Origin of the sequence: Porticoccus sp. (genome assembly GCA_023261185.1) — a bacterium.
Classification (GTDB): Bacteria; Pseudomonadota; Gammaproteobacteria; order Pseudomonadales; family Porticoccaceae; genus Porticoccus; species Porticoccus litoralis.
The window spans coordinates 18,199-43,055 of sequence record JALRJN010000109.1 but is presented as its reverse complement, the minus strand read 5'-3'; the positions used below and the strand labels follow the sequence as shown (position 1 = coordinate 43,055).

Sequence of the window (24,857 nt, the reverse complement as noted above, 5' to 3'; positions counted from 1 at the left end):
GATGCTGGTGGATTGGTATGGTGTTCGGTAATGGTAGAAAATAACGTGGACTGTAGATCAAGGAAGTATGACGAGTGAAAAAAATCTGGTGTGTCTTTTTTCTGTTTTTCACCCTGCTCGGTTGCGAGTCAGCCTATTACAGCGCATGGGAAAAGGTGGGCGTTCACAAGCGGGATATTCTGGTTGATCGGATAGAAGATACGCGAACGGCACAGGAAGATGCCCAAGAACAATTCCGGGATGCACTGGAACAGTATCGAGCCGTGGTTAACTTTGATGGCGGCGATCTGGAGCAACAATATACCCGCCTGGACAGTGAATATCAGGATAGCGTGGAAGCCGCGAACCTGATCTCAGAGCGCATCGCGGCGGTGGAAGATGTCGCTGAAGACCTGTTTGATGAATGGGAAGACGAGCTGCAGCTTATTGAGAACCGGACACTGCGTGAGGACAGTGCAAAAAAATTGCATGACACCCGGTATAAATACAAACACCTGCTGGCGGCCATGCGTCGCGCCGAGAAAAGTATCAAACCGGTGCTAACTGCCATGCGCGACCAGGTGCTTTATCTCAAGCACAACCTGAACGCCAGAGCGATAGATGCACTCAAGGGAGAGTTGAATAGCATCAGCGGCGATGTAAACCGACTTATTCTGGATATGCAGAAATCTATCGATGAGGCTAACCTGTTTATAGATAGAATCCAGAACTAACCCAGACATAACCAAACGCAGAGAACCACGGCATGAAATACAACAACATTCTCGAAACCATTGGCAATACGCCCCATGTACGCTTGGGAAAACTTTTTCCGGGGGATGTGAGCGTCTGGATGAAAGTGGAACGCTTTAATCCTGGCTCCAGCATCAAGGACCGGATCGGGCTGGCCATGCTGGAAGACGCGGAGGAGAAAGGCCTGATCAATAAGGATACGGTGATCATTGAGCCGACCTCCGGCAACACGGGCATTGGTCTGGCGCTGGCCTGCGCGGTGAAAGGTTACCGCCTGGTGCTGACCATGCCGGAATCCATGTCTGTTGAGCGGCGCCGATACCTCAAGGCGCTCGGCGCAGAACTGGTGCTGACACCCAAAGAGCTGGGTATGGGCGGTACTATTGCCAAAGCCAACGAGCTGTTGGAAGAAACAGATAATGCCTGGATGCCACAACAGTTCGTCAATCCCGCCAACGTCAAGGTACACCGGGAAACCACTGCGCAGGAAATTCTCGCTGATTTCCCCGAGGGCATCGATTATCTGATCACGGGTGTCGGTACTGGCGGTCATATTACCGGTTGCGCTGAAGTGCTGAAGGAAAAATTCCCCAATACACAGGTATTGGCGGTGGAGCCGGAGAAATCACCGGTCATCAGTGGCGGAGAAAAAGGGCTTCACCGCATTCAGGGTATTGGTGCCGGCTTTGTTCCCCAAGTACTCAACACGGACATTCTGGATGGGACGATTCTGGTTTCCGAGGAAGATTCTTTTGAAATGGCAAAGCGGTGTGCCAGGGAAGAGGGCATTTTCGTCGGCATCTCGTCCGGAGCCAGTTTGGCCGCTGTCAGTCAGAAACTGGCGGAGATTCCTCCTGGTAGTCAGGTGATGGTGTTCAGTTACGACACCGGTGAACGCTACCTATCCATAGAAGATCTCTTTTAGCGCCCGCCATCTGATCGTTAAAATCTAATAAGAAAAAGCCCCTTAACCCCGGGGCTTTTTTTATCGTTGGGACAAGCAGCAACTACAATTAATGGAAATGGAGTGATTTATGAGCAGGGTGCTGAAAACCTTTGTACTGGCGGCAGTGGTGAGTTGTGGAAACATGGCGCTTGCAGGCCATCACTGGGAAAACATCAACTTTGAGACCACCAGGGTTGGTGAAAATCTGTATGCCTTGATAGCAGAGGGCGGCAACCTCGGTGTGTCCATTGGAGAAGATGGCACGTTTCTGATTGACGATCAGTTTGCCCCGCTGACGCGCAAACTGTTGTGGCAGATCGGTGAACTGGGGGGTGGTACACCCAGGTTTCTGGTAAATACCCACTGGCATTTTGACCACACCGGGGGAAATGAAAACCTGGGTGCCGAAGGCACATTGATCATCGCACACGATAATGTCAGAAAGCTGCTTTCCCGTGACAACCATATCTCCGCCTTTAATCGGGATGTTCCGGCGCTCTCCAGTGAGGGCTTGCCGATGATTACCTTTAGCCACGATACGACGTTTCATCTCAATCAGGAAACCATCCACGTCTTCCATGTGGCCAATGCCCATACGGATGGCGATGCTGTGGTGCACTTCCAGCAGTCCAATGTGATTCACGCCGGGGATATCTGGTTCAACGGGTTCTACCCGTTTATTGATGTTGAACACGGCGGCAGCCTGGCAGGAGTTATCGCGGCTACCGAGCAGATCATTGCCCTCTCGGATGCACAGACAAAAATCATTCCCGGGCATGGGCCAGTGGGGAATAGGGCTGAACTGATGGCCTACCGAGATATGCTGGTCGGTGTTTTCAACACGCTCAGTGCGTTGCAAGCGGAGGGAAAATCACTGCAGGAGGTGATAGCCATGCACCCCATAAAATCTTACGAAGCAGAGTGGGGTGACGAGTTCCTGACAACGGAACAATGGCTTGGCATTATTTATAGTGGCTTGGGAAATTAAGAAAAATGCTGGAGTTTCGTGCCGCAAAGAAAGAAGACTGCCGAACAATTGCAGAGCTGTACAGTATTTCCTCTGATGGTGTAGCTGATTATATCTGGACTCAACTGGCGGAGGACAAAGAAAATGTTTATCACGTCGGACAGAGGCGTTATGAAAATGAAGACAGTGTCTTCAGCTATAAAAATTGTATTGTTGTTGAAAAAGATAAAAAAATAATTGGCATGTTGGTGGCATTTCCAATGATCAGTGATGGAGCTGTCTCCGATGATCCGGTGTTGGCACCCTATAGCCAGCTGGAATTCGACAACAGTTTCTATATTTGTGGAGTTGCGCTCTTTTCGGAATATCGTGGATTGGGTATAGGCACTGAACTAATGCAACTGGCTGAAAAACAGGCAAAAATACGCAAGTTTAATATCCTGAGTCTGGTGGTATTTGAAGAGAATACGGATGCAGTCAGGTTATACGAAAAGCTTGGTTACAAGGAAGTTCAACGTGAGAAAATAGTGCCACACCCACTGATTCACTACACGGGTGATGCCATTTTAATGATAAAAAATTTGAGCAAATAAATGGCTGAAAAACTTCGATTATCAGGAATATTTTTTGTAGTTATATTTGTCCTGATAATAGCCATATTCTTTGCTGCAACAGACCCAATACCACAACCAGAAAATTACAATATTTTTTCAGATCAGAGAAATTTTTTTGGGATTAATCATTTTCTGAATATTATTTCCAGCCTACCCTTTTTAGTCATTGGAATGGTCGGTATTTATTTGGATAAAACTCGAAAACTGGTTCACGATAATTTTTCAACTACACCCGTTTACCAGATCTTTTTTTACGCTGTATTTTGTATCGGCCTGGGTTCCGGTTATTTTCATGCAGCGCCAGATAATGATCGATTAGTTTGGGACCGGTTGCCCATGAGTGTTGCATTCATGTCTCTGGCCTGTGGGTTGGTGTCAGAACATAGCCATCGCGCCTTGCAGCGGTGGTTGTATCCATTGATTCTGATCGGCGTAATGTCGGTTGGCTACTGGCATATCACGGAGCAGATGGGTCGTGGAGATCTGCGTGCCTATCTACTGGTACAGTTTCTTCCTCTGGTAGGTATACCGGTGATCATGTTGATGCAGCCATCCCGCTTCACCAGGTCTGGGGATATTGTGTGGGTACTCTTCTGTTACCTACTGGCAAAATGCTTTGAGGCTTTCGATCGTGACATTTACCAATGGTCTGGGTTCGTCAGCGGACATACTCTGAAGCATCTGTTTGTGGCCTTGGGGTTGGCGGTGTTTTTAAGGATGCTTTTCTGTCGACGGGCAAAAAATAGCACTTGCCTATCAAAAGCATAAATTTAATCAAATGGAACTATGGAATGCAGAGGTTCTATAGTGACAGCTATTGATGACATACGAAGAGGAGGTTCATCATGCAGCGCTTCACAATTTTTGGACATGACGCATGTGGTTTCTGTCGCCAGGCGAAGGCGGTCATGGAGGCCAAAGAGCTGCCGTTCCGTTATGTCAATATTCATGAAGAAGGCATTACACCGGCCGACCTGGCGAAAACCATCGGCAAACCTGTGAACACCGTGCCGCAAATCTTTCATGGCGAAGAGTACATTGGCGGTTATCAGGAACTAACTAAATACCTGGAGACCCTGAAAGAGGAAAACGGGGCCTGATTAACCGCCTGGTTAGTCTTCCTTGCTACCCGAAAGCTGTTGATCCACCTTTCGGGTATTTCCATTTTCGTCAATGGCGACAAATACAAACTGGCCTTCGGTGACTTTGGCGGGTTCGTTTGTGGATTCGATGTTGATCCACACTTCCACATTGATGCTCATGGAGCTGCGCCCTACTTCCACCAGCTCACAGTAGCAACTGACGATGGCGCCAACGGGGACCGGGCGTAGAAAAGCCATTTCACTGATAGCTACCGTGGCGACTCTGCCCTTTGCAATACGTTGGGCCATAATGGCACTGCCAAGGTCCATCTGTGACATAAGCCAACCACCAAAAATATCACCGCTGGCGTTGGTATCCTTGGGCATGGCTATGGTTTGCAGGGTCAATTCCCCGCAGGGAGCGGGCGGTTGATTGATGGTGCTCACAGACAATTCCTCTTTTTATAGGTTATAAGTCAAACGTAATGCCATTGAAAATGGCATTGGGTAGCCATGTGGCGAGTCCCGGCCATAGCGCGAGCATCAATAAGAGTAGCAACTGAATAATAATGAAGGGGATCACACCGCGATAAATATCACTGGTTTTTACAGAAGCGGGCGCAACGCCGCGCAGATAAAACAGTGCAAAACCGAACGGTGGTGTCAGGAAAGACGTCTGCAGATTAATGGCGATCATAATGCCCAGCCAGACGGGGTCCAGCCCCATGGCTAGCAGAACCGGCGCCACGATGGGCACCACGACAAAGGTGATTTCAATAAAATCGAGAATAAACCCGAGCAGAAAAATCACCAGCATGACCACCAGCGTCGCGCCAATCACCCCCCCGGGGATGTGATCAAACAGATGTGCTACCAGTTCCTCACCACCGAAGCCACGAAACACCAGGGAAAAAACCGCTGCGCCAATCAGAATCAGAAACACCATGGCAGTAATTTCTGTGGTGGAACGGGTCACGTCCCTAAGGCGAGGCAGGTCAAGTTGCCCACGCCAGATGGCCAGTAGGGTTGCTCCCATTGCTCCGACACCTGCAGCTTCGGTAGGCGTGGCGGCCCCTTTCAGGATAGAACCGAGCACGGCAACAATCAGAATGACCGGAGGCAACAGACTGCGCAGTAACCGGGCGGCGCTAATTTGATGATCGTCGGTTGTAAACGCTACCGGAGCGGATGACGGTTTCAGCCGGGAAATAAACAGCAAGTAGCCGATATACATTGAGACCAGCACCAGGCCGGGAACAATGGCACCGACAAAAAGATCGCCAATGGAAACCGTCTTGGGTGTAAATATGCCCTGGCTCAATTGTGCCTGCTGGTAGGCACTGGAGAGGATATCCCCCAGTAAAACCAGTGCGATGGAAGGTGGAATAATCTGCCCTAGGGTGCCGGTTGCACAAATGGCACCGGTTGCCAGTGCCGGGTCGTAACCGCGTTTCAGCATGGTGGGTAAGGACATGAGTCCCATAGTGACCACCGTGGCCCCGACAATCCCCGTGCTGGCGGCCAGTAGCATACCCACAATCACCACGGAAATACCCAGGCCTCCCTTAAACTTGCCAAACAACAGGGCCATACTGTCCAGCAGGTCTTCGGCGAGTTTGGATTTCTCCAGCATCACCCCCATCAGTACAAACAACGGCACAGCGATCAGAGTGGTGTTGTCCATGGTGCCATACAGGCGGTTGGGGAGCGCATGCAGAAAGGACATGTCAAAGTGGCCACTGGCGCTGCCCACCAGTGCAAACAACAGCGCCGTGCCGGCGAGGGTGAGAGCGACGGGGTAGCCAGCCATCAGCACCAGGCAGACCACCGCAAACATGAACAGCGGTATGTATTCAGCCATCAGATCATCCCCTCATGCTGTGTGCCGGTATGGTCGCCACCGATACCACAGAAAAAGAGCAGATTTTTGATGAACTCAGCAATGCCCTGTAACAACAGGGTGACCGGCATAATCAGCAACAGGGTTTTTAGCAGGTAGACCCAGGGCAGGCCCCGGGCTTCTTTTGACACCTCACCAATGGCCCAGCTGCTGGCCACGTAATCCCAGCAAAAGATCAGAATCAGCAGAGAGACCGGAATCAAAAACAGTAGGGTGCCCAGTGCATCCACGAGAGCCTGGGTTCGGGCACTGAAGCGTTGATAAAGGATATCCACCCGTACATGACCACCCCGTTTCAGGGTGTAGGCCGCACCCAGCAGGAATAACAGGCTGTGCAGATAGGTCACCGACTCCTGTAAAGCGATAGAACCGGTTTCCAGAAAGTAGCGCATCACGACGATCACACAGGTAAACACCATCATGATCAGGGTTAGCCAGGCAATCAGTTGACCGGTTTTTTCGGTAAAGCAGTCGATGCCTCTGGCCATTGATTCCAGTAAGCGGATCGGTTTGGACATGGTAATTTTCAGCTCCCCAGCAACAGCTGCCCATTATAAGGGTATATATAAAGGGACACGAAGAAAGCCCGTTTGAGCTGAGAAAGCAGCTGTAACATAATTGTCATATTGTATTCATATAGTTGTCACGAAGTCGGAATAGCATGTCGTTCGATGTTTAACGATAAGCCTTGGAGGCAACAGTGAAAAACACCCAGAAATTAGCAATTGCCGGTGCCGTCATGGCACTGTCTATGGCCAGCACCACCGTGTTTGCCGCCGCCCGTGATTATGTGAGCATAGTCGGCTCCTCAACCGTTTACCCGTTTGCCACTGTAGTGGCCGAGCGTTTTGGCAAGTCTACCGGCAACCCCACACCTAAAGTTGAATCCACCGGTTCTGGTGGCGGCATGAAATTGTTCTGTGCCGGTGTAGGTACCCAGCATGCTGACATTACCAACGCGTCACGTCGTATCAAAAAATCAGAGTTCGAAATGTGCCAGGAAAACGGCGTAAAAGACATTATCGAAGTACAAATTGGTTACGATGGCATTGTTGTGGCCAACTCGGTTGATGCGCCACACATGAATCTGACCCGTAAGGATCTGTACCTGGCGCTGGCTGCACAAGTTCCCGGCCCAGATGGCAAGCTGATTGCCAACCCCTACAAAACCTGGAAAGAGGTTAACCCGACTCTGCCTGCGACCAAGATCGAAGTATTGGGACCGCCCCCAACTTCCGGTACCCGCGACGCATTTGCCGAGCTGGCAATGGAAGGTGGTGCGAAGAAGTATGCCGATCTGGCGACTCTGCGTGGTTCCAAAGACGAAGCGGAAATCAAATCGCTGATGGCTAAACTTGGTATCCCCGAGAATGCCTTTAACAAGAAAGGCAAAAAAGTATTCAAAGCTGTGGCTCACGCTATCCGTGAAGATGGTCACTACATTGAAGCCGGCGAAAACGACAACCTGATTATCCAGAAACTGGAAGCCAACCATGCAGCGCTGGGTATCTTCGGATTCTCTTTCCTGGATCAGAACAGCGACGTGGTTCAAGGCTCTACCATCGAAGGTGTGAATCCGGAGTTTGAAACCATTGCTGACAAGTCCTACAGCATCTCACGCCCACTGTTCTTCTACGTGAAAAAAGCCCACATCGGTGTTGTCCCCGGCATTGATGGCTACCTGGCAGAATTTACATCTGAAAAAGCCTGGGGTGAAGACGGCTACCTGGCGGAAAAAGGCATGATCCCGATGCCGGCAGCACTTCGCACTTCAATTGGTGCTGATGTGATTAACCAGAAGCCAATGACTGCAGATGGTTTGTAAGTTTCACATCGACAATACGTGGCTTCTCCCACAAGTTGATGAATTTGGGCCTGGCGCAAGTCAGGCCCTGTTTTTCTTTTTAACAGGTCCTTGTTGGTAACACCGCTATGCAGACAGCTAACCTGGTAATTGTCCTTCTTGCACTGAGTGCAGTGGCCTACCTACTGGCTCACAACCGTTCTGTCTCCCTATCTCGTCCTTTGGGCGGGATTCGGCATTTGCACTCCCTGCCTTTTTACTACGGAATGCACGCGACGATCTGGTGTGCCTTGCCTGCAATCCTGTTGCTGGCACTATGGCTGATGTTCGATGACCCGGTCATCAGTGCGGCACTTCTGAATGGTCTGCCGGAAAGCCACCAACCGGTAACGGTGGCCGACCACAACCTGTTGCTTAACAGTATTGAAAATATTGCCAGTGGTGCACTGAGCCGTGAAGGGGCTGACCCTGTGCTGGTACATGCGGCCGACCAGTTGGCCAAAATGCGCAATATCGGAAGCTATCTGGCAACGGCCGTAGTGTTGTCACTCGGGGTGCTTGGACTTGGCTGGGGCTGGGTAAAAGTCTCCCCGCAACTGCCGGCCCGGCAGCAGGTCGAGAAAGTGTTCAAAATCATGCTGTTGTCATGCGCCTGCGTGGCGATTTTCACCACTCTCGGTATTTTGCTGTCGGTGTTGTTCGAATCCATGCGGTTTTTCAAAAGTATACCGGTGACAGACTTCCTGTTTGGCACCGAGTGGAGTCCGCAAATGGCCATTCGCGCCGACCAGGTGGGCTCTTCCGGTAGTTTTGGCGCCATTCCCCTGTTTGTGGGTACCTTGTTGATCTCCATGATTGCCATGCTAGTGGCGGTGCCAGTGGGCCTGATGTCAGCCCTTTACCTTGCGGAATATGCTTCCCCGAAGTTTCGTGGCCTGGCAAAGCCGACACTGGAAATCCTCGCCGGTATTCCCACCGTGGTGTACGGATTTTTTGCGGCACTCACTGTGGCGCCATTCCTTCGCCAGAGTGGCGAAAGTATGGGCCTTCAGGTTTCCTCGGAAAGTGCGCTAGCTGCGGGCTTGGTGATGGGGGTGATGATTATTCCTTTTGTTTCATCCCTGGCTGACGATGTGATCAACGCGGTGCCTCAAAGCCTGCGGGATGGCTCCCTCGGCCTTGGTGCCACCAAATCGGAAACCATCAAACAAGTGATATTTCCTGCTGCGCTACCCGGTATCGTGGGAGGCGTCCTACTGGCAGTTTCCCGGGCCATCGGTGAAACGATGATTGTAGTGATGGCGGCCGGACTTGCTGCGCAGCTCACACTGAACCCGCTGGAAACCGTGACCACCGTAACGGTACAGATTGTTACGTTGCTGGTGGGTGACCAGGAATTCGACAGTCCGAAAACACTCGCGGCCTTTGCGCTGGGACTAATGCTGTTCCTGGTAACACTGGTGCTCAACTTCATTGCCCTGCGCGTCGTTAAGAAATATCGGGAACAATATGACTGAGATAAAACGTTCACATGCTGAAACCATCCAGCGCAGCCTGAGCAAACGCTACCGTGCGGAAAAACGTTTTCGTGCCTATGGCATGATGGCCATCGCCTTGGGTCTGCTCTGTGTAGCCCTGCTATTCGTCGACATTATTGGCAAAGGTCACAAGGCCTTCCTGGAAACTTCCATCCAGGTTGATGTGACCTATGACGCGGAAGTGCTGGGTATCACGGACCTGCAGAACAAGCAGCAGGTAGCACTGGCGGATTTCCAGGGCCTGGTGAAAAAAGCCTTACAGAAAAAGTTTCCCGATGTCAGCAAGCGCAAGGAAAAGCGTGAGCTGTTCTCCCTGATAAGTAGTGGTGCCGGTTACGAGCTGCGTGAACGGCTACTCCGCCACCCGGAATTGATGGGTCAGACAGAAACCCTGTGGCTGATAGCCGACGATGATGTCGACACCTATTATAAGAGCATCGGTAGCAAGGGCGGAGCCTTTACCGGACGGACCAGTGAACTGCGCCAGGGCTGGATTGATCAGTTGGAGCAGGAGGGTGCGATCAAGTTAGGTTTCAATACCACCTTTTTCACCTCCGGTGATTCTCGGGAGCCGGAGCAGGCGGGTATTTGGGGTGCCGCCATGGGTTCATTGTTTACGCTGGTAGTTACCTTGACTCTGTCCTTCCCCATCGGGGTTTCGGCGGCCGTTTATCTGGAAGAATTCGCGCCAAAAAACCGCTGGACCGATCTGATTGAGGTCAATATCAATAATCTAGCAGCGGTCCCATCGATTATTTTTGGTCTGCTGGGTTTGGCTATTTTCATTAATTTTTTCCAGGTGCCGCGCTCGGTGCCGTTGGTGGGCGGTCTGGTTCTAACGCTGATGACCCTGCCTACCATCATTATTTCCAGTCGAGCGGCCATCAAGGCTGTGCCTCCCTCCATTCGTGAGGCCGCCATTGGTGTGGGTGCCTCTCCGATGCAGGTAGTGCTTCACCATGTTCTGCCACTGGCCATGCCCGGCATGTTGACTGGCGCCATTATTGGTATGGCTCAGGCACTTGGAGAGACAGCGCCCCTGCTAATGATTGGTATGGTGGCCTTTATTGTGGATATTCCGGGTGGGTTTACTGACCCGGCAACGGTGCTACCGGTGCAGATTTTCCTCTGGGCAGACAGCCCGGAACGCGCCTTTATTGAGAAGACCTCTGCAGCAATCATGGTATTGCTGGCATTTCTTATCATGATGAACACACTGGCCGTGGTGCTTCGGAAAAAACTTGAGCGCCGCTGGTAACCTATTCAGGACGGACTGATAATGGTGAGCAAATTGGTAACAGACACAGCAACAATGTTAGAAAAAAAGGCTACAGCCAAGCAGACCGGGCCGGATGCCATGGATTATCCCGAACAGGCCATTGGTGAGCCTTTCGTCAAGAATCCCAAAATGTCCATGCGCAACGTGGATGTGTTCTATGGGGATAAGCAGGCGATTTACAATGTCAATGTGGATATTGGCCAGAATGAAGTGATTGCCATGATTGGTCCTTCAGGCTGTGGTAAATCCACTTTCCTGCGCAGCATTAACCGCATGAATGACACGGTGGAAAGCTGTCGGGTTCATGGTGAATTGAGCCTGGATGGAGAAGATATTTACGCCGCCAAAATGGACCCGGTGGCACTGCGTGCAAGAGTCGGCATGGTGTTCCAGAAACCTAACCCGTTCCCTAAATCCATTTATGACAACGTCTCCTATGGTCCTCGTTTACACGGGTTAGCCAGTCGGCGTGCAGAGTTGGATGAAATTGTTGAAAACAGCCTGCGTCGAGCCGGTTTGTGGGAAGAGGTGAAAGATCGCCTGGATCAACCGGGCACAGGTCTGTCCGGTGGTCAGCAACAGCGTCTCTGTATTGCGCGAGCCATCGCTATCAGCCCGGAAGTGATCCTGATGGATGAGCCCTGTTCGGCACTGGACCCTATTGCCACTGCAAAAATTGAAGAGTTAATTGCCGAATTGTCAGAAAATTACACCATTGCCATTGTGACCCACTCAATGCAGCAGGCAGCCCGTGTTTCCCGCCGCACGGCCTATTTTCACCTCGGACACTTGGTCGAAGTCAACGACACGGAAAAAGTCTTCACCGCACCGGAACATGCACTGACAGAAGCCTATATCACCGGGCGTTTTGGTTAACAGGAGCGATCAATGGACAAATTAAATCTCGACCAGCATATCTCCAGGCAATTCAATGAAGACCTGGAGGAAATCAAAACCAGCATGCTGGAAATGGGTGGCCTGGTGGAAATGCAGGTGGGTGATGCCATCCGCGCTCTGGAAGATGCGGACAGCCGATTGGCGGAAAGAGTGATTGAAGTGGAATCACGCATTGATGAAATGGAAATGGATATCGACGAAACCTGTACCACGCTGATCGCCCGCCGTCAGCCAGCGGCCAGCGATCTGCGACTGGTGACAGCAGTATCAAAAACCATCCGTGATCTGGAGCGCATAGGCGACGAGGCCCAGAAAATTGCCAAAATGGCCATCAAGCTCTCGGAGGAGGGTGAGGCCCCCCGGGGCTATACCGAAGTGCGGCATATCGGCAACTGCGTGCGCAAAATGCTTAATGATTCCCTCGATGCGTTTTCCCGGTTTGATGCCGAAGCGGCTATCGCGACCATGAAAGAGGACCGGCAGGTGGACATGGACTACAAGTCGGCATTGCGGGAAATGATCACTTATATGATGGAAGATCCTCGCAGTATTTCCCGATCCATGAATATTCTGTGGGCCTTGCGCTCACTGGAGCGCGTGGGTGATCATGCTAAAAATATCTGTGAACACATTGTTTACCTGGTACAGGGGCGGGATATCCGCCATCGGGGCCCAGACGCCTAGCAATAACCCTGTTTTCGCCAGACAAAAACCGGACAAATTGTCCGGTTTTTTTGTATTTCAATAGGTCGTAAACTGAGCCTCCCATCGATTGTCCTGCCTGGAGAAATCCCGTTGAAAGAATTGTTCAGAAAGAATATAGAGTGGGCTGAAGCCATGACTCAGGCAGATCCCACGTTTTTTGAGCGCCTATCCAAACAGCAGGCTCCAGAATATTTGTGGATCGGCTGTTCCGACAGCCGGGTACCCGCCAATGAAATTGTCGGTCTGATGCCTGGCGAACTATTTGTCCATCGTAATGTGGCCAACATCGTGGTTCACAGCGATCTCAACTGCCTGTCAGTGATGCAATATGCCGTGGAATATCTCAAGGTAAAACACGTGATAGTGTGTGGTCACTATGGCTGTGGCGGTGTTAAAGCGGCGGTTGAAAAACAACACCTCGGTCTGATCGACCACTGGCTACTGAATGTGCAGGATGTTCAGTACATCCATCAGACCTACCTCAGCGATGGTTGTGACAAGGACGCCATGATCAACCAGGTGTGCGAGCTCAACGTGATTGAAGGTGTGGTGAATGTTTCCAAAACCAACATCATCAAGGATGCCTGGGCACGCGGCCAGGAACTGACGGTGCACGGCTGGATCTACGGCATTGGTGATGGACTGCTGCGGGATCTGGAAGTTAATATTAATTGCCGCGAGGAAATCCGCAGCGTCTACCATGCAGCGGTGGAAAAAATTAAACACCGCTATGCAACATCAAGCTGAACACTCCTGAATCCTACATTGGGAAGGCTGTAAAATGAGTAATTCAGATGACCCGGTTTTATTATCCATGGATGGAGCGGTAGCCCGCATCCTTCTCAACAATCCCGCCAAACACAATTCGCTGACGGCCCAGGGCATTGACCTCTTTATCGACTGCCTGAATCGTGTGGAAGCCAACAAGAACATCCGCGTGCTGGTAATTACGGGCCAGGGTGAAAAAACCTTCTGTGCCGGTGCCTCTTTGGGGCAGATGTCTTCCGGTGATATGACGGGCGAAAAATTCGAAACCCTAACCGATCGATTGGCTGAGATGCCAATGCCGGTGGTCTGTGCGCTTAACGGCAGTGTCTACGGTGGCGGTTCCGAGCTAGGCCTGTGCTGCGATTATCGTATCGGTGTGCACGGCATGCGTCTCAAGGTGCCGGCAGCGGAAATCGGCCTCTGCTATCCCATGAACGGTATTCGCCGGTATGTGAAGCGGCTGGGTGTGACCACGGCCAAGCGCATTCTGATCTCTTCGGAAATACTGGAGTCGGAAACGCTGCTGCGGGTGGGTTACCTCACCCATCTGGTGCTTCAGGATCAGCTGGAGACGGAAACCATGAAGCTGGTGGAAAGTCTGTTGCCATTATCCCCGCTGACCGTTGCAACCATGAAGCAGCTTTGTGATCAGATGGCCGATGGCAATCTGGACCTGGCCAAGGCGCTGATTCAGATTGAGCGCTGTCATACCTCCGGTGATCTGAAAGAAGGATTACTGGCGCGTCGCGAGGGTCGTGACCCGACGTTTAGCAGTCGCTGATGGGCGGAGCTAATCGTCGGGTAAACCAAACAGTGCGGTATTTCCTCCTCGGGCGGTAATATTTTCACTGCGTACTTTTTCGATGGCGAACGCAGTCAGGTAATGAGGCCCGCCGGCTTTCGGGCCGGTTCCGGACAGGCCGCAACCACCGAAAGGCTGGCAGCCCACAACTGCACCCACCATATTACGATTGATATAGGTATTGCCCACCTGGGTGCGCTGGAATACCTGCTCGGCAAAGCCGCGGATTCGGCTGTGGATTCCCAGCGTCAGCCCGTAGCCGCAGGCATTAATCTGGTCGATTACCTCGTCCAGTGCTTCTGCCCGGTAACGGATCACATGCAGAATCGGGCCAAATACTTCTTCGTTTAACTGTGACAGATGCTCAATCTCGAACAGGTGAGGTGCCACAAAGTATCCGCTTAGGTTTGATGGGGGTGACAACCTGGCGAGCAGTTTGGCTTCTTTGGTCATTCGTTCAATGTGGGCCTGGAGTCTGTCCCGGGCCACCCGATCAATCACCGGGCCAATATCGGTACACAGCAAGCCCGGATCTCCCAACTGCAGTTCCTGCATCGCTCCGGTCAGTGTATGCAGAAGCGTATCGGCAATATCGTCCTGCACAAACAGCACACGAAGTGCTGAGCAGCGCTGTCCGGCACTGAGAAAGGCGGAGCGAATGATGTCATCAACGACCTGTTCTGGCAGCGCCGTGGAATCCACCAGCATGACATTCTGCCCACCGGTTTCAGCAATCAGGGGAACAATCGCCCCATTTCTCTCCGCCAGTGTGCGTTGAATGATATGGGCTGTGGCCGTTGAACCGGTGAACGCGACACCGGCAATGCGCGGGTCGGGTAAGAGAAGGTCGCCAAGTGCTTTGCCATCACCGGGCAATAGCTGAAGCACATCCCCTGGAACTCCCGCCCGGTGAAACAGTTGTGTGGCCAGCGCCGCCACCAAGGGTGTTTGACAGGCCGGTTTGGCGATCACTGCGTTGCCAGCAGCCAGTGCGGCGGTAACCTGTCCTGTAAAGATGGCCAGTGGAAAATTCCACGGACTGATGCAGAGAAACACACCGCGGCCATGGAGACTGAGCCGATTGTCCTCGCCGGTGGGCCCTGCCAGCGTGACTGGTTCGCCAAACTGTTGCCGGGCCTGGTGGGCATAGTAGCGGCAGAAATCAATCGCCTCTCGCACCTCGGCAATGGCATCGGCAAGGGTTCGACCGGCTTCTCGCACGATCAGTGTCACCAGAGAATAGAACGCTTCTGCCAGCACCGTCGCAACCCGCTCCAGTGTGTCGGCCCGTGCCCGGCCGCCCAGAAGGTCCCAGCGGGGTTGAGCCTGGCGTGCTGACTCAAGGGCATTCTCGACATCTTCGCCCGTGCTGTCGCTGGCGAAACCAATGGTTGTTCCATCAGCGGGGGAGTGCAGGGGTTGCAGAGATCCCGGTCGCAGCTGGCCATTAATGATGGGTCCGGCACGCCAATCAACGGTATCTGACTCTGATATGGCTTCGAGCAGGACGTTAACTTCCAGGGGATTGTTGAGGTCAATGCCAGGGGAATTGCTGCGGTGTGCCGCTGAATTCTGGTACAGGTCAACCGGCCTGGGTATATGGGGGTGCCTGCGGGTGGCCGACGATAGCACCTGAGGCAACAGGGGCTGCACCAGTTCCTCAACGGGGACCTTCTGGTCGAGCAGGCGGTTTACAAACGAACTGTTGGCGCCATTTTCCAGTAACCGTCTTACCAGGTAAGGTAGTAATTCCCGGTGCTGGCACACCGGCGCATAAACCCGCACTGGAGGCATCTGGCCTCCCGCGTGCTCAAGGTGCTGCTGCAGTTGACGGTAGAGCAAATCACCCATGCCATGCAGCCGCTGCAATTCAAATCGAGCCTCACCCGCCAGTTGCAGTATGGCTGCGACCGTTTGCGCATTGTGAGTGGCGAACTGTGGATAGATGTAGTCGGGGCTGGACAGCAGCACGTTGGCGCAATGCAGATAGCAATAATCGGTATTCACCTTACGAGTGAATACCGGGTAATCAGCGAGGCCGGCTTCCTGGGCGAGTTTGATCTCGGTATCCCAGTAGGCACCCTTGACCAGTCTCACCATAAACTGGCGATGGGTATCCTTTGCCAGTTGGATCAGCCACTGGGCCACCAGTGGAGCGCGTTTCTGATAAGCCTGAAGCACAAAGCCAAGACCCTGCCAGCCCTGTAATGCCGGATCCCGTGCCAAGGCTTCAAAAAGATCCAGAGATAACTCCAGGCGAGAGGCTTCTTCTGCATCGATGCTGAGGCCAATCTGGTAGTTTCTGGCGGCCAGGGCCAGGGTGCGCAAGCGATCCAGTAGAACCGTCATAACGTTCTGGCGCTGACTGAACTGGTAGCGTGGGTGCAGGGCAGATAATTTCACGGAAATACCATCTGCCCGGTCGGGGGAGTCCCCACCACTCGCTTCGCCAAGTTGCCGAATGGCCTCTGCATACGCCTCAAAATAGCGCTTGGCGTCGGCCTCGGTTCTGGCGCCCTCGCCAAGCATATCGAAGGAGAAGCGTACACAGACGGATGATTCCCTGTGGCCTCGAGACATGGCCTCCGGGAGCGTGCGTCCCATTACATACTGGCTACCCATGATCCGCATGGCTTGTACCATGGCTTTCCGGACCACTGGCTCTCCAAGGCGGTTGACCAGCCGTTTCAGCCACCCGGGTGGATCTTCCGTGATCTCTTGCTCCAGGGTTAATACGTCGCCCGTTAACATCAACCCCCACACAGAGGCGTTAACAAACAGGGACTCGGAGTGCCCTCGGTGGCTGGCCCAGTCCCCTTCTCGCAATTTTTCCGCGATCAATTTATCCGCGGTGGCCTCGTCGGGAACCCGCAATAGAGCTTCGGCCAGGCACATCAGGGCGATGCCTTCGCGGTTTGACAGCCCAAACTCCTGAAGAAACGATTCCAGCGTACCCTTACGCTGTTCATCCTTGCGGCAGGCAGCGACAAGTTGGCGGGCCATGGCCAGAGACGCCTGCTGTTGCTGATCATCCATCACGGTTGAAGCGATCAGCTCATCAACACAGGCCTGTTCGTCAGCACAGGTCGCTGCTTGTATCCGGGTTCTGAGATCAGTGAGAGACATACGTGCCCATACTTGCAGGTAACATGAACTTAGTATGGATCGGGTTGAGACAGGTTTCGACAGGATTTACCGGCAAAACTCACTTGATAAACGGCAGAAACACCAAAGAGACTGAAATTATAAGTGTTTGAAACGGTGCTAGAAGTCGAACAAATGCTCTTGGCTTACACCGGTAACACAGAGGTATTTTGAGGTGATTTCAGCACAAATGAGGACTGAACACCGGTAACGCCTTCGATTCGGGTAATCTTGTTCAGCAGGAATTGCTGGTACCCATCCATATCCTCCACTACCACCTTCAGCTGGTAATCTGCGGCTTGGCCGGTGATCAGGTGGCACTCAAGAACTTCAGGGTAATTGGCCACGGCGGACTCAAACCCGGCAAAGCGCTCAGGTGTGTGCTTGTCCATGCTGATCTGGATAAACGCCATCAATTTAAGCCCCAGCTTGCGGGCGTTAAGACGCGCGGTATAGCCCACAATCACACCTTCCTCTTCCAGGCGGCGCACCCGGCGCAGGCAGGGGGAAGGGGACAGATTAACGGATTCCGCCAGGTCCTGATTGGAGATGCGGCCATCCCGCTGTAACTTGCGAAGAATTGCCCTGTCAAAGTGATCGTATTCCATAAATTGCTCAATAGTTTGTATATGAAGTATATTATTGCGCAAACAAGATAAATCAACATATAAATGGCAATAAAATTGTTCTTCATGCGCATTAAACTGACCCTGTCCTGAGAAAAAGAAATGGGCCAGAAGCCCACCGGTACCGTTAATGGCTGGTTACCCGCTTTGCCTGCAATCAGGTACCGGCTTTTTTTCAGGGGTTAAACAACCGCCTTTGGAGAGCATTATGATCAGTAACCCTGCCAGCAAATACCGAGCCTTTGACCCGGTACAAATGCATGACCGCCGCTGGCCCGGTCGCACCATCGAAAAACCACCCATCTGGATGAGCACCGATTTGCGTGATGGCAATCAATCGCTGATTGACCCCATGTCGGTGGAAACCAAGTTGCGTTTTTTCGACATGCTGGTTGAGATCGGCTTCAAGGAAATTGAAGTGGCGTTCCCCGCTGCCTCCGAGACAGAGTTTAATTTTGTACGTCGCCTGATTGAGGAAAACCGTATCCCCGAAGACGTCACCATCGAGGTGTTGACCCAGGCGCGGGAGGACTTGATTGCGCGCACCGTTGAGGCGGTGCAGGGTGCCCGGCGGGTGATTATTCATATGTATAACCCCGTGGCACCTCAGTTCAGGCGCATTGTCTACAACACCGATATCGCCGGTGTGAAAGCCATTGCCGAGCAGGGTACCCGCTGGATCAGGCAGTACTCCAGCCAGTACCCTGAGACGGAATGGGTGTATGAATACTCCCCTGAAGTGTTTTCCGGTGCAGAACTCGAAGTGGTGAAAGAGGTGTGTGATGCGGTAACTGCCATCTGGCAGCCGACACCGGAGAACAGGATGATCCTCAACCTGCCTGCCACGGTGGAGATGGCCACGCCTAATGTCTACGCTGACCAGATCGAGTGGATGGACCGGAACCTCGCTAACCGGGAGAGCATTATTATCAGTGTACATCCCCACAATGACCGCGGTACCGCCGTGGCGGCGGCAGAGCTGGCACAAATGGCTGGCGCCGACCGGGTGGAAGGCTGCCTGTTTGGTAACGGCGAGCGCACCGGCAATGTGGATATCGTCACGCTGGCCCTGAATCTCTATAGCCAGGGAGTGGACCCGGGCTTGGACTTTACACGTATCGATACGATTCGGCATACAGTGGAGGAATACAATCAGATTCCCGTGCACCCCCGTCACCCCTATGCTGGCGAACTGGTATTCACCGCCTTTTCCGGTTCCCATCAGGATGCCATCAAGAAAGGTTTTGCACAGCGGCGGGATGGCGAAATCTGGGAGCTTCCCTACCTGACCATTGATCCCGCTGATCTGGGCCGGGGTTACGAGGCTGTCGTCCGCGTCAACAGCCAGTCGGGTAAGGGCGGGGTGAGCTTCCTGTTGCAGCAACAGTATGGCCTGGAACTGCCGCGTCGCCTGCAGATTGAATTCAGCCGAGTGGTAAAAGCCTTTACCGACCGGGAAGGTCGAGAGGCGACCAGTGCGGATATCTTTGCCCTGTTTGAACAGGAATATTTACAGGATAGCGGTGCCTACAGCCTGGCCGACGCGGATGTCACCATCCACAGTCACGGCAACAAGGGTGCCACCGAGGTCCAGATCCAGTTTATGGAGAACGGCGCAGCCAGAACCGTCAACGGCATTGGCAACGGCACCATCGACGCGGCGGTCAAAGCCCTGGGCGGCAATATCCGCGTCATCGACTACCACGAACACGCCCTGGGCACCGGCTCGGAAGTGGAGGCGGTCTGTTATCTGGAAATGCAGATTGACGACGGCCCGGCCATGTTTGGCGTGGGGGTGCACCGCAATATTATCAGTGCAGCCATAAAGGCCATCTTTAATGGGCTTAATCGCTGTAGTGATAATGTGACATTAAAAGCGCAGGAACTGGAATCTGCATAAAAAAATAAAAGAGAATAGCTATTGGAAAACCGGAGTTTTTACTCTGGTTTTTTTTCGAAAATTATCGGGCAATCAGATATTTTTTAGGCTTACCAATAAACAGGGTTGTTGAAGGCTTTAACACACATGGGACGTTCATTAATTACTGGGATAGGCTCAGAGGTCAGAGATTGACCAAGCCAACCAAACGGCATGGAAAGCTTCTGCGGGGCCTGAAGGACATTTTCTGAAAGTGCCTGAAACCCTACCTTTGAATAGAAAGCAGGGTCGCCATAGGTTACGGCAACATGAACAGAGCGTTTTTTGAGCTCGTTAAGTCCAGATTTTATTAGCGCCTGCCCGATCCCTTCGCCTTGGTGTTCGTCACTTATGGCTACCGGTGCCAGCATATAAACGCTGATAGCATGCTTAAAATGCAGACGAGTGAAAAAAATAGCGCCAACGAGAGTGTTGTTTTCAAATGCACCGACGCTGATCGTTTCGTCATTGTCGATCGTTGATGCCAACTCTGAAGCAAGTTTGCCAATCAATGTTCCTTCCTTCTCGCCCTCAGATGCAGTGAATACACTAGTGAACAGTTCAGTTATCGCTGCATGGTTTGATTGGTCGAGAATCTGATAAATCATAACGGGCATTCAACGTGGGTAGTTGGTTTAAGCGAAATGGCAACAAAAATTTCTAGGCTACTGTGCCACCAAAATGGTGGCACAGTCATTGATCACGCTTAAATATAAATGATTGGGTGTTGTCTCGATATCCAAGGGTTTGCCGAGGTGTAAGGAGAACGCGCTAGAGCAGGAGACAAGCTTCTTCAAAATCCAGCCGCTTGCCCCGTGCATACAGTGCGTCCTGATCGCCGTAGCCCAGGTTGATCAGAAAGTTAGATTGCCAGCCGTTTTCAGCAAAGAAAATGTCATCGATTTTGCCGTTATCAAAGCCGGACATGGGCCCGCAGTCCAGCCCTAGGGCGCGGGCGGCCATAATCAGCCAGGCACCCTGAAGGGTGCCGTTGCGAAAAGCCGTGCTGTTGGATAACTCTTCGTTGTCGGCAAACATCTTTTCCGCGCCGTCCATGTGAGGGAACAGTTCTGGCAGGTGGCGGTAGAACGTCGGGTCGTGGGCGACGATAACGGTGACCGGTGCCGACAGGGTTTTGTCCCGATTGCCTTCAGCCAAAGCCGGCAATAACCGCTGCTTGCTGGCGGGGGTGGTTAAAAATACAAACCGTCCCGGATGGGCATTCATGCTGGTGGGGTCCATGGCTGCCAGTTGGTAGAGCTGACGAAGGGTATCGGCGGCAATGCCACGATCCTGCCAGTGGCTGTAGGTGCGTGCTTCTGTGAAAAGTTGCTCGATGCTGTGTTGTTCAATGGGTTTCATCAATATGTCCTTGGTAAAGATGTTGGGGTACGTCGAAGACCAGGGCCAGACTATCTTGCCCGGCTAGGTATTCAGTGGCGTTTCCCGGCGCGGGAATCATTCCATCGCCGGGACCTAGTGTTTGATGGTCAATGGTCAGTGACCCTTCGATAAGTTGGAGGCGGCGTATCCAGCCCGTTTGTAGCGGGTGTAACAGCTCACCGCCGTTGGCGAGGCGCAATTGCCAGATATGGATATCCTGATCCAGCAAGAAGGCCTGGGCATCGGGTGCACCACTGGCGACCAGTTGCAGGGGAGCGCTTTCTTCAAAGCGTTTGTACTGGTAGTTGGGCAGTCCACCATGGTGTCTGGGCAGCACCCACAACTGGATAAATCCCATCGGCTCATTGCCTTTTGCGTTGGCCTCACTGTGGGTAATACCGCTACCAGCATTCATCAGCTGATAGTCGCCAGGTTGCAGTAGAGAGGTATGGCCGCTGCTGTCCTCGTGGTACATGGTGCCGTAGGTCACCAGGCTGATAATTTGCGCACTCTGATGGCCGTGGGTGTCAAATTTACCGCCGGGTGCGACATGGTCCTCGTTGAGTACCCGCAGCGGCCCAAAACCCATGTGCGCCGGGTCGTAATAGTGGTTGAAGGAGAAGCTGTGGTAGCTGCTGAGCCAGGGCAGTTGGGTACTGCCACGCTCTTTGGCTTTGAAAAATTTATCCATAGCACACCCCCTATCGAAGATAGTCCCTTTACTCTAAGACAACTTTTTCCTGTTGTAATGCCAGGCTGCCGTTTCCCTGCAGAGCAATGACCGCCGTCGCAATGGCGAGAAACAGGGGGTATTCCCAGCCACCTCCGGCATTGCTGAAGACCCAACCGGCGCCGCTATGGGCCCAGGTAGCACCCAGAGCTATCGGTAACAGCGCCAGTGCAGCCCAGCGAGCTTGGTAGCCAAGCACTAAGGCGACACCGCCAATGGCTTCTGCAGCAAAGGTTGCGTAGGCCAGGAAAGCTGGCAAGCCGAGGCTTTCGAAGAAGGCGGCGGTGCCAGGGAGGGTAAAAATCACCAGTTTCAGGTACAGGCTGTGGGCGATATAGATCACGCCCAGGCTAATACGCAGTAGCGTCGTTCCATAGTTTGTCGGTGTGTTCATCGTTTCGTCCTCTGTCGATGTGATTGATTGATTGATAGATTTGAGTGAAGTATGGGTATTGCATTAATGAGATAGAATCCGCATTGTTTCCAAACCACGTTTGCATATTTGCAAACAACTGTGGAGGAGGGTGTGTGTGGAGAGCTGGGACGACCTGCGGTATTTCCGGGCGGTGGCCGAGTGCGGCAGCCTCAATGGGGCGCGCAAACAACTGGGGGTGAATCATTCCACAGTGTTTCGCCGTATCCGCGGGCTGGAGGAAAAGCTGGGGGTCAGATTATTCGAACGCCGTGACGCCCGTTATCACCTGACCGGTGCCGGGGAAGCGTTGATGGTGCGGTCGGAGCAGGTGGCCGAAGCCATTGAAGAAATTGATCGCCTGATACTCGGTGGAGATCAGGAACTGTCCGGGACGGTTCGCATTACCTGTCCGGATGGGTTTGCCTACTACGACCTGCCTCCGTTACTCGCGGAATTCAGACAACTGTATCCCGGTATTGAGGTGGAGTTGCTGGCCAGTAGCGACGATCTCAACCTGTCCCGTATGGAGGCGGATATCGCCCTGCGTGCCACCGCCCGACCACCGGAACATCTGGTCGGTAGAAAATTGAAGGTCGTGCCGTGGTACCTCTATGGCGTTGTGGGGAAACATTCCACATCTGACCAGTGTTTAACCCTTGAAGACTTTGCCGGACAGCAGGTGATTGGGCCGGACCGCTCATTGTTGCGACTCGCCCCCATGCAATGGCTGGAGAAAAATATTCATCATTTCGCCGTGGCTGCCCGCGCCAATACCCTGATCGGTATGGCCGAGTTGGCCCGTGCGGGTTTGGGGCTGGCTTTTTTGCCAGAAGATGTCGCACCCGGTCTTCAGCCTATCGGTCAGTTTGAACGGCAATTTGAATCGCCGCTCTGGCTACTGACGCACCCGGATTTGCGGAGCAATGCCCGGGTGCTGGCCTGTAGCCGATTTCTGGCGGAGCGGCTTTCGGATACGTGAGAGTTACTGCGCGGCGATCTGTACCCTGGACACTTTGATACGGTAAGCGCTGGCTTCGGCGCTTTCCTTAAAGGGGCCGATACGGGTTTGCAGACTGACTTGTTGGCCGGGGGCCAGCTTGCTTGGGCCATTGATGCTGGAAGTGCTATCGGCGATAAATGAATTGAGCATTTTCGTCAGTTGCAGCTCTACATTCGTCACCGTCACCGGGCTGTTGTTCTTAATGACGATAATCAGATAGCCGTCGTCACCCAGTACCAACTTGCTGGGAATATATTTGTGGGGCGCTGTTTCCAACTCCAGTACCGCTAGCCGCTCCTGAGATTTTTTGGCAATCTCGCCACTGCCTGAAGCGGCGGTCTGAAAATAGCGAATGGCGTTCTGTTGATCGCCGCTGTCCAGGGCAATTTCCCCCAGATAGTAACTAGCATAGGGAGTGGGCAGAATGTTGTAGCTTTTTTCGAGGTCAGACCGTGCCCCTGTTTTATTCGCCTCTTCATAGCGCAGCATGCCGCGGGCCAGGTAATGGCTGAAATAGTCAGGGTTTTTACCAATGGCGGCGGTGAAGGCTTTCTCGGCGTTGGCAGCATTATCCAGCATCTCCCAAGCGTGGCCGCGAAGCTCCCAGAAATAGCCATCACCGGGTTGTATGGCGATCGCCTTGTCTAGTGCGGCCAGCGCACCTTTAGCATCTTTGTTGTTGAGCGCCTTGATGGCCTCATCCTGAGCTTTGTAGGCCGGTTCGTCACGTTTCAGCCGGGAGATTTTTCGTTGGTAAATATCGCGGTTGGTTACGCCTTTGGGGAGAGTCGCAGCCTTGGCCTGATTGGCATTGACGCGTTCCTGAGAAGGCGGGTGACTGGCGAACAGGCCGCTGATGAAATCCTGCTGGCGGCCCTCACTGAGCTTCACAAACGTCTCCTGTAGCTTCACGGCGCCATAGGGGTCATAGCCAGCTTTGACCATGTAGTCCATACCGTAGCGGTCAGATTCAAGTTCGTCTTCTCGGCCGTAACGGGCCATCCAGGCAGCGGCCCCCAGTTGTGCCACCTGGGCACCGGCCTGACCGAGGCCGTAATTGGCGCCGGCAATGCCCACAGCGGCCGCTCCAATATTCAGCAAGGTGCCGCGAGTCATTTGAGAAGCCCCATGGCGGGCCGCGGCGTGAACAATTTCATGGGCGAGCACGGCGGCAAGTTGCGATTCGTCTTCGAGGTAGGTGAGCAGGCCACGGTTGACAGCGATTTTGCCTCCCGGCAGTGCCCAGGCATTGGGCACCGAATTGTTCAGTACAACAAATTCATAGGGCAGATTGGGACGATCACTGACAGCGGCCAGTTTCCGGCCTACCGAGCTGACATAGACCTGTAGGTCCGGATCAAGATAGTACCTGCCACCCTGGGATTGCTGGGAAGGCGCATAGTTGTTGGCGCCGATCGCCACTTCCTGCTCGGGAGATACTAGGGAAAATTCACTCTGGCCCGTGACCGGGTTCACCGAGCAGCCCGTGAGGGTCAGTAGCAGTGCGAGAAGGGGAAATGAAATTCGGTGAAACCGGCGCATGTTTACTCCTGGCAAGCGGCAGTGGTGAAATGAGTATAATGAACTACCTTGATGTGTAAATGACT

General features: G+C 53.0%; 25 protein-coding genes and 1 pseudogene. 16 read left to right on the top strand and 10 right to left on the bottom strand.

The window, feature by feature from the left end:
* The first annotated feature begins 74 nt into the window (after positions 1-74).
* The 6 genes from ACYZYZ_RS10375 (at position 75) to ACYZYZ_RS10350 (ending at position 4,359) form a co-directional block, all read left to right on the top strand.
* On the top strand, positions 75-713 hold the full coding sequence (locus ACYZYZ_RS10375) for a DUF2959 domain-containing protein (protein ID WP_305170316.1): 639 nt from the start codon (positions 75-77) through the stop codon (positions 711-713).
* A 32-nt stretch (positions 714-745) separates the two neighbouring features.
* Positions 746-1,657, top strand: coding sequence for a cysteine synthase A (cysK, locus tag ACYZYZ_RS10370; protein ID WP_461484194.1), 912 nt, complete (start codon positions 746-748; stop codon positions 1,655-1,657).
* 109 nt (positions 1,658-1,766) lie between these two features.
* Complete coding sequence (locus ACYZYZ_RS10365) at positions 1,767-2,666, top strand: MBL fold metallo-hydrolase (RefSeq protein WP_305170314.1); 900 nt, start codon at positions 1,767-1,769, stop codon at positions 2,664-2,666.
* 5 nt (positions 2,667-2,671) lie between these two features.
* On the top strand, positions 2,672-3,238 hold the full coding sequence (locus ACYZYZ_RS10360; RefSeq protein WP_461484193.1) for a GNAT family N-acetyltransferase: 567 nt from the start codon (positions 2,672-2,674) through the stop codon (positions 3,236-3,238).
* Positions 3,239-4,027: a ceramidase domain-containing protein gene (locus ACYZYZ_RS10355; protein ID WP_461484192.1), complete on the top strand. Its 789-nt coding sequence runs from the start codon at positions 3,239-3,241 to the stop codon at positions 4,025-4,027. It abuts the gene before it with no gap.
* A gap of 77 nt (positions 4,028-4,104) precedes the next feature.
* On the top strand, positions 4,105-4,359 hold the full coding sequence (locus ACYZYZ_RS10350; RefSeq protein ID WP_305170311.1) for a GrxA family glutaredoxin: 255 nt from the start codon (positions 4,105-4,107) through the stop codon (positions 4,357-4,359).
* Positions 4,360-4,371: 12 nt separating this feature from the next.
* On the opposite strand, the gene ACYZYZ_RS10345 is transcribed toward ACYZYZ_RS10350, so the two are convergent.
* Genes ACYZYZ_RS10345 through ACYZYZ_RS10335 form a run of 3 tightly spaced genes read right to left on the bottom strand, consistent with a single transcriptional unit; the run spans position 4,372 to position 6,759 of the window.
* The gene (locus ACYZYZ_RS10345) at positions 4,372-4,788 is read right to left on the bottom strand and encodes an acyl-CoA thioesterase (protein ID WP_305170310.1); all 417 of its coding nucleotides are present in this window, start codon (positions 4,786-4,788) and stop codon (positions 4,372-4,374) included.
* A gap of 22 nt (positions 4,789-4,810) precedes the next feature.
* Entirely contained in the window at positions 4,811-6,202 is a 1,392-nt protein-coding gene (locus ACYZYZ_RS10340) for a TRAP transporter large permease (protein ID WP_461484191.1), read from the bottom strand.
* Positions 6,202-6,759 (bottom strand): TRAP transporter small permease subunit, encoded by a 558-nt coding sequence (locus ACYZYZ_RS10335; RefSeq protein WP_305170308.1) that lies wholly within the window; start codon positions 6,757-6,759, stop codon positions 6,202-6,204. The genes ACYZYZ_RS10340 and ACYZYZ_RS10335 overlap by 1 nt, the downstream gene beginning before the upstream one ends.
* 221 nt (positions 6,760-6,980) lie before the next feature.
* Between ACYZYZ_RS10335 and ACYZYZ_RS10330 the strand changes: the two genes are divergently transcribed.
* The 7 genes from ACYZYZ_RS10330 to ACYZYZ_RS10300 all read left to right on the top strand — a co-directional run bounded on the left by ACYZYZ_RS10330 (position 6,981) and on the right by ACYZYZ_RS10300 (position 14,013).
* Positions 6,981-8,066: a substrate-binding domain-containing protein gene (locus ACYZYZ_RS10330; protein ID WP_461484210.1), complete on the top strand. Its 1,086-nt coding sequence runs from the start codon at positions 6,981-6,983 to the stop codon at positions 8,064-8,066.
* A gap of 107 nt (positions 8,067-8,173) precedes the next feature.
* Positions 8,174-9,562, top strand: coding sequence for a phosphate ABC transporter permease subunit PstC (pstC, locus tag ACYZYZ_RS10325; RefSeq protein ID WP_461484190.1), 1,389 nt, complete (start codon positions 8,174-8,176; stop codon positions 9,560-9,562).
* Entirely contained in the window at positions 9,555-10,841 is a 1,287-nt protein-coding gene (gene pstA, locus ACYZYZ_RS10320; protein WP_461484189.1) for a phosphate ABC transporter permease PstA, read from the top strand. Before pstC ends, pstA begins: the two co-directional genes overlap by 8 nt.
* Positions 10,842-10,940: 99 nt before the next feature.
* Positions 10,941-11,738 (top strand): phosphate ABC transporter ATP-binding protein PstB, encoded by a 798-nt coding sequence (pstB, locus tag ACYZYZ_RS10315; protein WP_461484209.1) that lies wholly within the window; start codon positions 10,941-10,943, stop codon positions 11,736-11,738.
* A 12-nt stretch (positions 11,739-11,750) separates the two neighbouring features.
* Positions 11,751-12,443: a phosphate signaling complex protein PhoU gene (gene phoU, locus ACYZYZ_RS10310; RefSeq protein ID WP_305170305.1), complete on the top strand. Its 693-nt coding sequence runs from the start codon at positions 11,751-11,753 to the stop codon at positions 12,441-12,443.
* Between the two features lie 111 nt (positions 12,444-12,554).
* Positions 12,555-13,211: a carbonate dehydratase gene (gene can, locus ACYZYZ_RS10305; protein WP_305170303.1), complete on the top strand. Its 657-nt coding sequence runs from the start codon at positions 12,555-12,557 to the stop codon at positions 13,209-13,211.
* A 34-nt stretch (positions 13,212-13,245) separates the two neighbouring features.
* A complete protein-coding gene (locus ACYZYZ_RS10300) occupies positions 13,246-14,013 on the top strand; it encodes an enoyl-CoA hydratase/isomerase family protein (protein ID WP_305170302.1) in 768 nt (255 codons plus the stop codon).
* A gap of 9 nt (positions 14,014-14,022) precedes the next feature.
* Here ACYZYZ_RS10300 and putA read toward each other — a convergent pair whose 3' ends face one another.
* The gene (gene putA / locus ACYZYZ_RS10295; protein ID WP_461484188.1) at positions 14,023-17,160 is read right to left on the bottom strand and encodes a bifunctional proline dehydrogenase/L-glutamate gamma-semialdehyde dehydrogenase PutA; all 3,138 of its coding nucleotides are present in this window, start codon (positions 17,158-17,160) and stop codon (positions 14,023-14,025) included.
* Between the two features lie 164 nt (positions 17,161-17,324).
* Positions 17,325-17,786, bottom strand: coding sequence for an Lrp/AsnC family transcriptional regulator (locus ACYZYZ_RS10290; protein ID WP_305170300.1), 462 nt, complete (start codon positions 17,784-17,786; stop codon positions 17,325-17,327).
* A gap of 226 nt (positions 17,787-18,012) precedes the next feature.
* Between ACYZYZ_RS10290 and leuA the strand changes: the two genes are divergently transcribed.
* Complete coding sequence (leuA, locus tag ACYZYZ_RS10285; protein ID WP_305170299.1) at positions 18,013-19,704, top strand: 2-isopropylmalate synthase; 1,692 nt, start codon at positions 18,013-18,015, stop codon at positions 19,702-19,704.
* Between the two features lie 89 nt (positions 19,705-19,793).
* Here the strand turns inward: leuA and ACYZYZ_RS10280 are convergent, their stop codons facing one another.
* The 4 genes from ACYZYZ_RS10280 to ACYZYZ_RS10265 all read right to left on the bottom strand — a co-directional run bounded on the left by ACYZYZ_RS10280 (position 19,794) and on the right by ACYZYZ_RS10265 (position 22,229).
* On the bottom strand, positions 19,794-20,330 hold the full coding sequence (locus ACYZYZ_RS10280; protein WP_461484187.1) for a GNAT family N-acetyltransferase: 537 nt from the start codon (positions 20,328-20,330) through the stop codon (positions 19,794-19,796).
* Positions 20,331-20,493: 163 nt separating this feature from the next.
* On the bottom strand, positions 20,494-21,084 hold the full coding sequence (locus ACYZYZ_RS10275) for a malonic semialdehyde reductase (RefSeq protein ID WP_461484186.1): 591 nt from the start codon (positions 21,082-21,084) through the stop codon (positions 20,494-20,496).
* Complete coding sequence (locus ACYZYZ_RS10270) at positions 21,071-21,796, bottom strand: pirin family protein (protein ID WP_461484185.1); 726 nt, start codon at positions 21,794-21,796, stop codon at positions 21,071-21,073. The genes ACYZYZ_RS10275 and ACYZYZ_RS10270 overlap by 14 nt, the downstream gene beginning before the upstream one ends.
* A 28-nt stretch (positions 21,797-21,824) precedes the next feature.
* Positions 21,825-22,229, bottom strand: a complete 405-nt coding sequence (locus ACYZYZ_RS10265) for a DoxX family protein (protein WP_461484184.1) — start codon at positions 22,227-22,229, stop codon at positions 21,825-21,827.
* Positions 22,230-22,359: 130 nt separating this feature from the next.
* Here ACYZYZ_RS10265 and ACYZYZ_RS10260 point away from each other — a divergent pair.
* Together ACYZYZ_RS10260 and ACYZYZ_RS10255 are read left to right on the top strand one after the other, a co-directional pair.
* Positions 22,360-22,542, top strand: a pseudogene (locus tag ACYZYZ_RS10260) (helix-turn-helix domain-containing protein); the annotation flags it as partial.
* A gap of 141 nt (positions 22,543-22,683) precedes the next feature.
* Positions 22,684-23,229 (top strand): substrate-binding domain-containing protein, encoded by a 546-nt coding sequence (locus tag ACYZYZ_RS10255; RefSeq protein WP_461484208.1) that lies wholly within the window; start codon positions 22,684-22,686, stop codon positions 23,227-23,229.
* 3 nt (positions 23,230-23,232) lie between these two features.
* Here ACYZYZ_RS10255 and ACYZYZ_RS10250 read toward each other — a convergent pair whose 3' ends face one another.
* A complete protein-coding gene (locus tag ACYZYZ_RS10250; protein ID WP_461484183.1) occupies positions 23,233-24,792 on the bottom strand; it encodes a M48 family metalloprotease in 1,560 nt (519 codons plus the stop codon).
* Positions 24,793-24,857: the final 65 nt, after the last annotated feature.

Bases quoted from the DNA above. Each gene is read 5' to 3' on its own strand.
- ACYZYZ_RS10275 (WP_461484186.1), bottom strand. From the start codon at position 21,084: ATGAAACCCATTGAACAACACAGCATCGAGCAACTTTTCACAGAAGCA.
- leuA (WP_305170299.1), top strand. From the start codon at position 18,013: ATGATCAGTAACCCTGCCAGCAAATACCGAGCCTTTGACCCGGTACAA.
- putA (WP_461484188.1), bottom strand. From the start codon at position 17,160: ATGTCTCTCACTGATCTCAGAACCCGGATACAAGCAGCGACCTGTGCT.
- pstA (WP_461484189.1), top strand. From the start codon at position 9,555: ATGACTGAGATAAAACGTTCACATGCTGAAACCATCCAGCGCAGCCTG.
- cysK (WP_461484194.1), top strand. From the start codon at position 746: ATGAAATACAACAACATTCTCGAAACCATTGGCAATACGCCCCATGTA.
- ACYZYZ_RS10350 (WP_305170311.1), top strand. From the start codon at position 4,105: ATGCAGCGCTTCACAATTTTTGGACATGACGCATGTGGTTTCTGTCGC.
- ACYZYZ_RS10300 (WP_305170302.1), top strand. From the start codon at position 13,246: ATGAGTAATTCAGATGACCCGGTTTTATTATCCATGGATGGAGCGGTA.
- ACYZYZ_RS10250 (WP_461484183.1), bottom strand. From the start codon at position 24,792: ATGCGCCGGTTTCACCGAATTTCATTTCCCCTTCTCGCACTGCTACTG.
- phoU (WP_305170305.1), top strand. From the start codon at position 11,751: ATGGACAAATTAAATCTCGACCAGCATATCTCCAGGCAATTCAATGAA.
- ACYZYZ_RS10330 (WP_461484210.1), top strand. From the start codon at position 6,981: ATGGCACTGTCTATGGCCAGCACCACCGTGTTTGCCGCCGCCCGTGAT.
- ACYZYZ_RS10270 (WP_461484185.1), bottom strand. From the start codon at position 21,796: ATGGATAAATTTTTCAAAGCCAAAGAGCGTGGCAGTACCCAACTGCCC.
- ACYZYZ_RS10365 (WP_305170314.1), top strand. From the start codon at position 1,767: ATGAGCAGGGTGCTGAAAACCTTTGTACTGGCGGCAGTGGTGAGTTGT.
- pstB (WP_461484209.1), top strand. From the start codon at position 10,941: ATGGATTATCCCGAACAGGCCATTGGTGAGCCTTTCGTCAAGAATCCC.
- ACYZYZ_RS10335 (WP_305170308.1), bottom strand. From the start codon at position 6,759: ATGTCCAAACCGATCCGCTTACTGGAATCAATGGCCAGAGGCATCGAC.
- ACYZYZ_RS10355 (WP_461484192.1), top strand. From the start codon at position 3,239: ATGGCTGAAAAACTTCGATTATCAGGAATATTTTTTGTAGTTATATTT.
- pstC (WP_461484190.1), top strand. From the start codon at position 8,174: ATGCAGACAGCTAACCTGGTAATTGTCCTTCTTGCACTGAGTGCAGTG.
- ACYZYZ_RS10280 (WP_461484187.1), bottom strand. From the start codon at position 20,330: ATGATTTATCAGATTCTCGACCAATCAAACCATGCAGCGATAACTGAA.
- ACYZYZ_RS10265 (WP_461484184.1), bottom strand. From the start codon at position 22,229: ATGAACACACCGACAAACTATGGAACGACGCTACTGCGTATTAGCCTG.
- ACYZYZ_RS10290 (WP_305170300.1), bottom strand. From the start codon at position 17,786: ATGGAATACGATCACTTTGACAGGGCAATTCTTCGCAAGTTACAGCGG.
- ACYZYZ_RS10340 (WP_461484191.1), bottom strand. From the start codon at position 6,202: ATGGCTGAATACATACCGCTGTTCATGTTTGCGGTGGTCTGCCTGGTG.
- ACYZYZ_RS10360 (WP_461484193.1), top strand. From the start codon at position 2,672: ATGCTGGAGTTTCGTGCCGCAAAGAAAGAAGACTGCCGAACAATTGCA.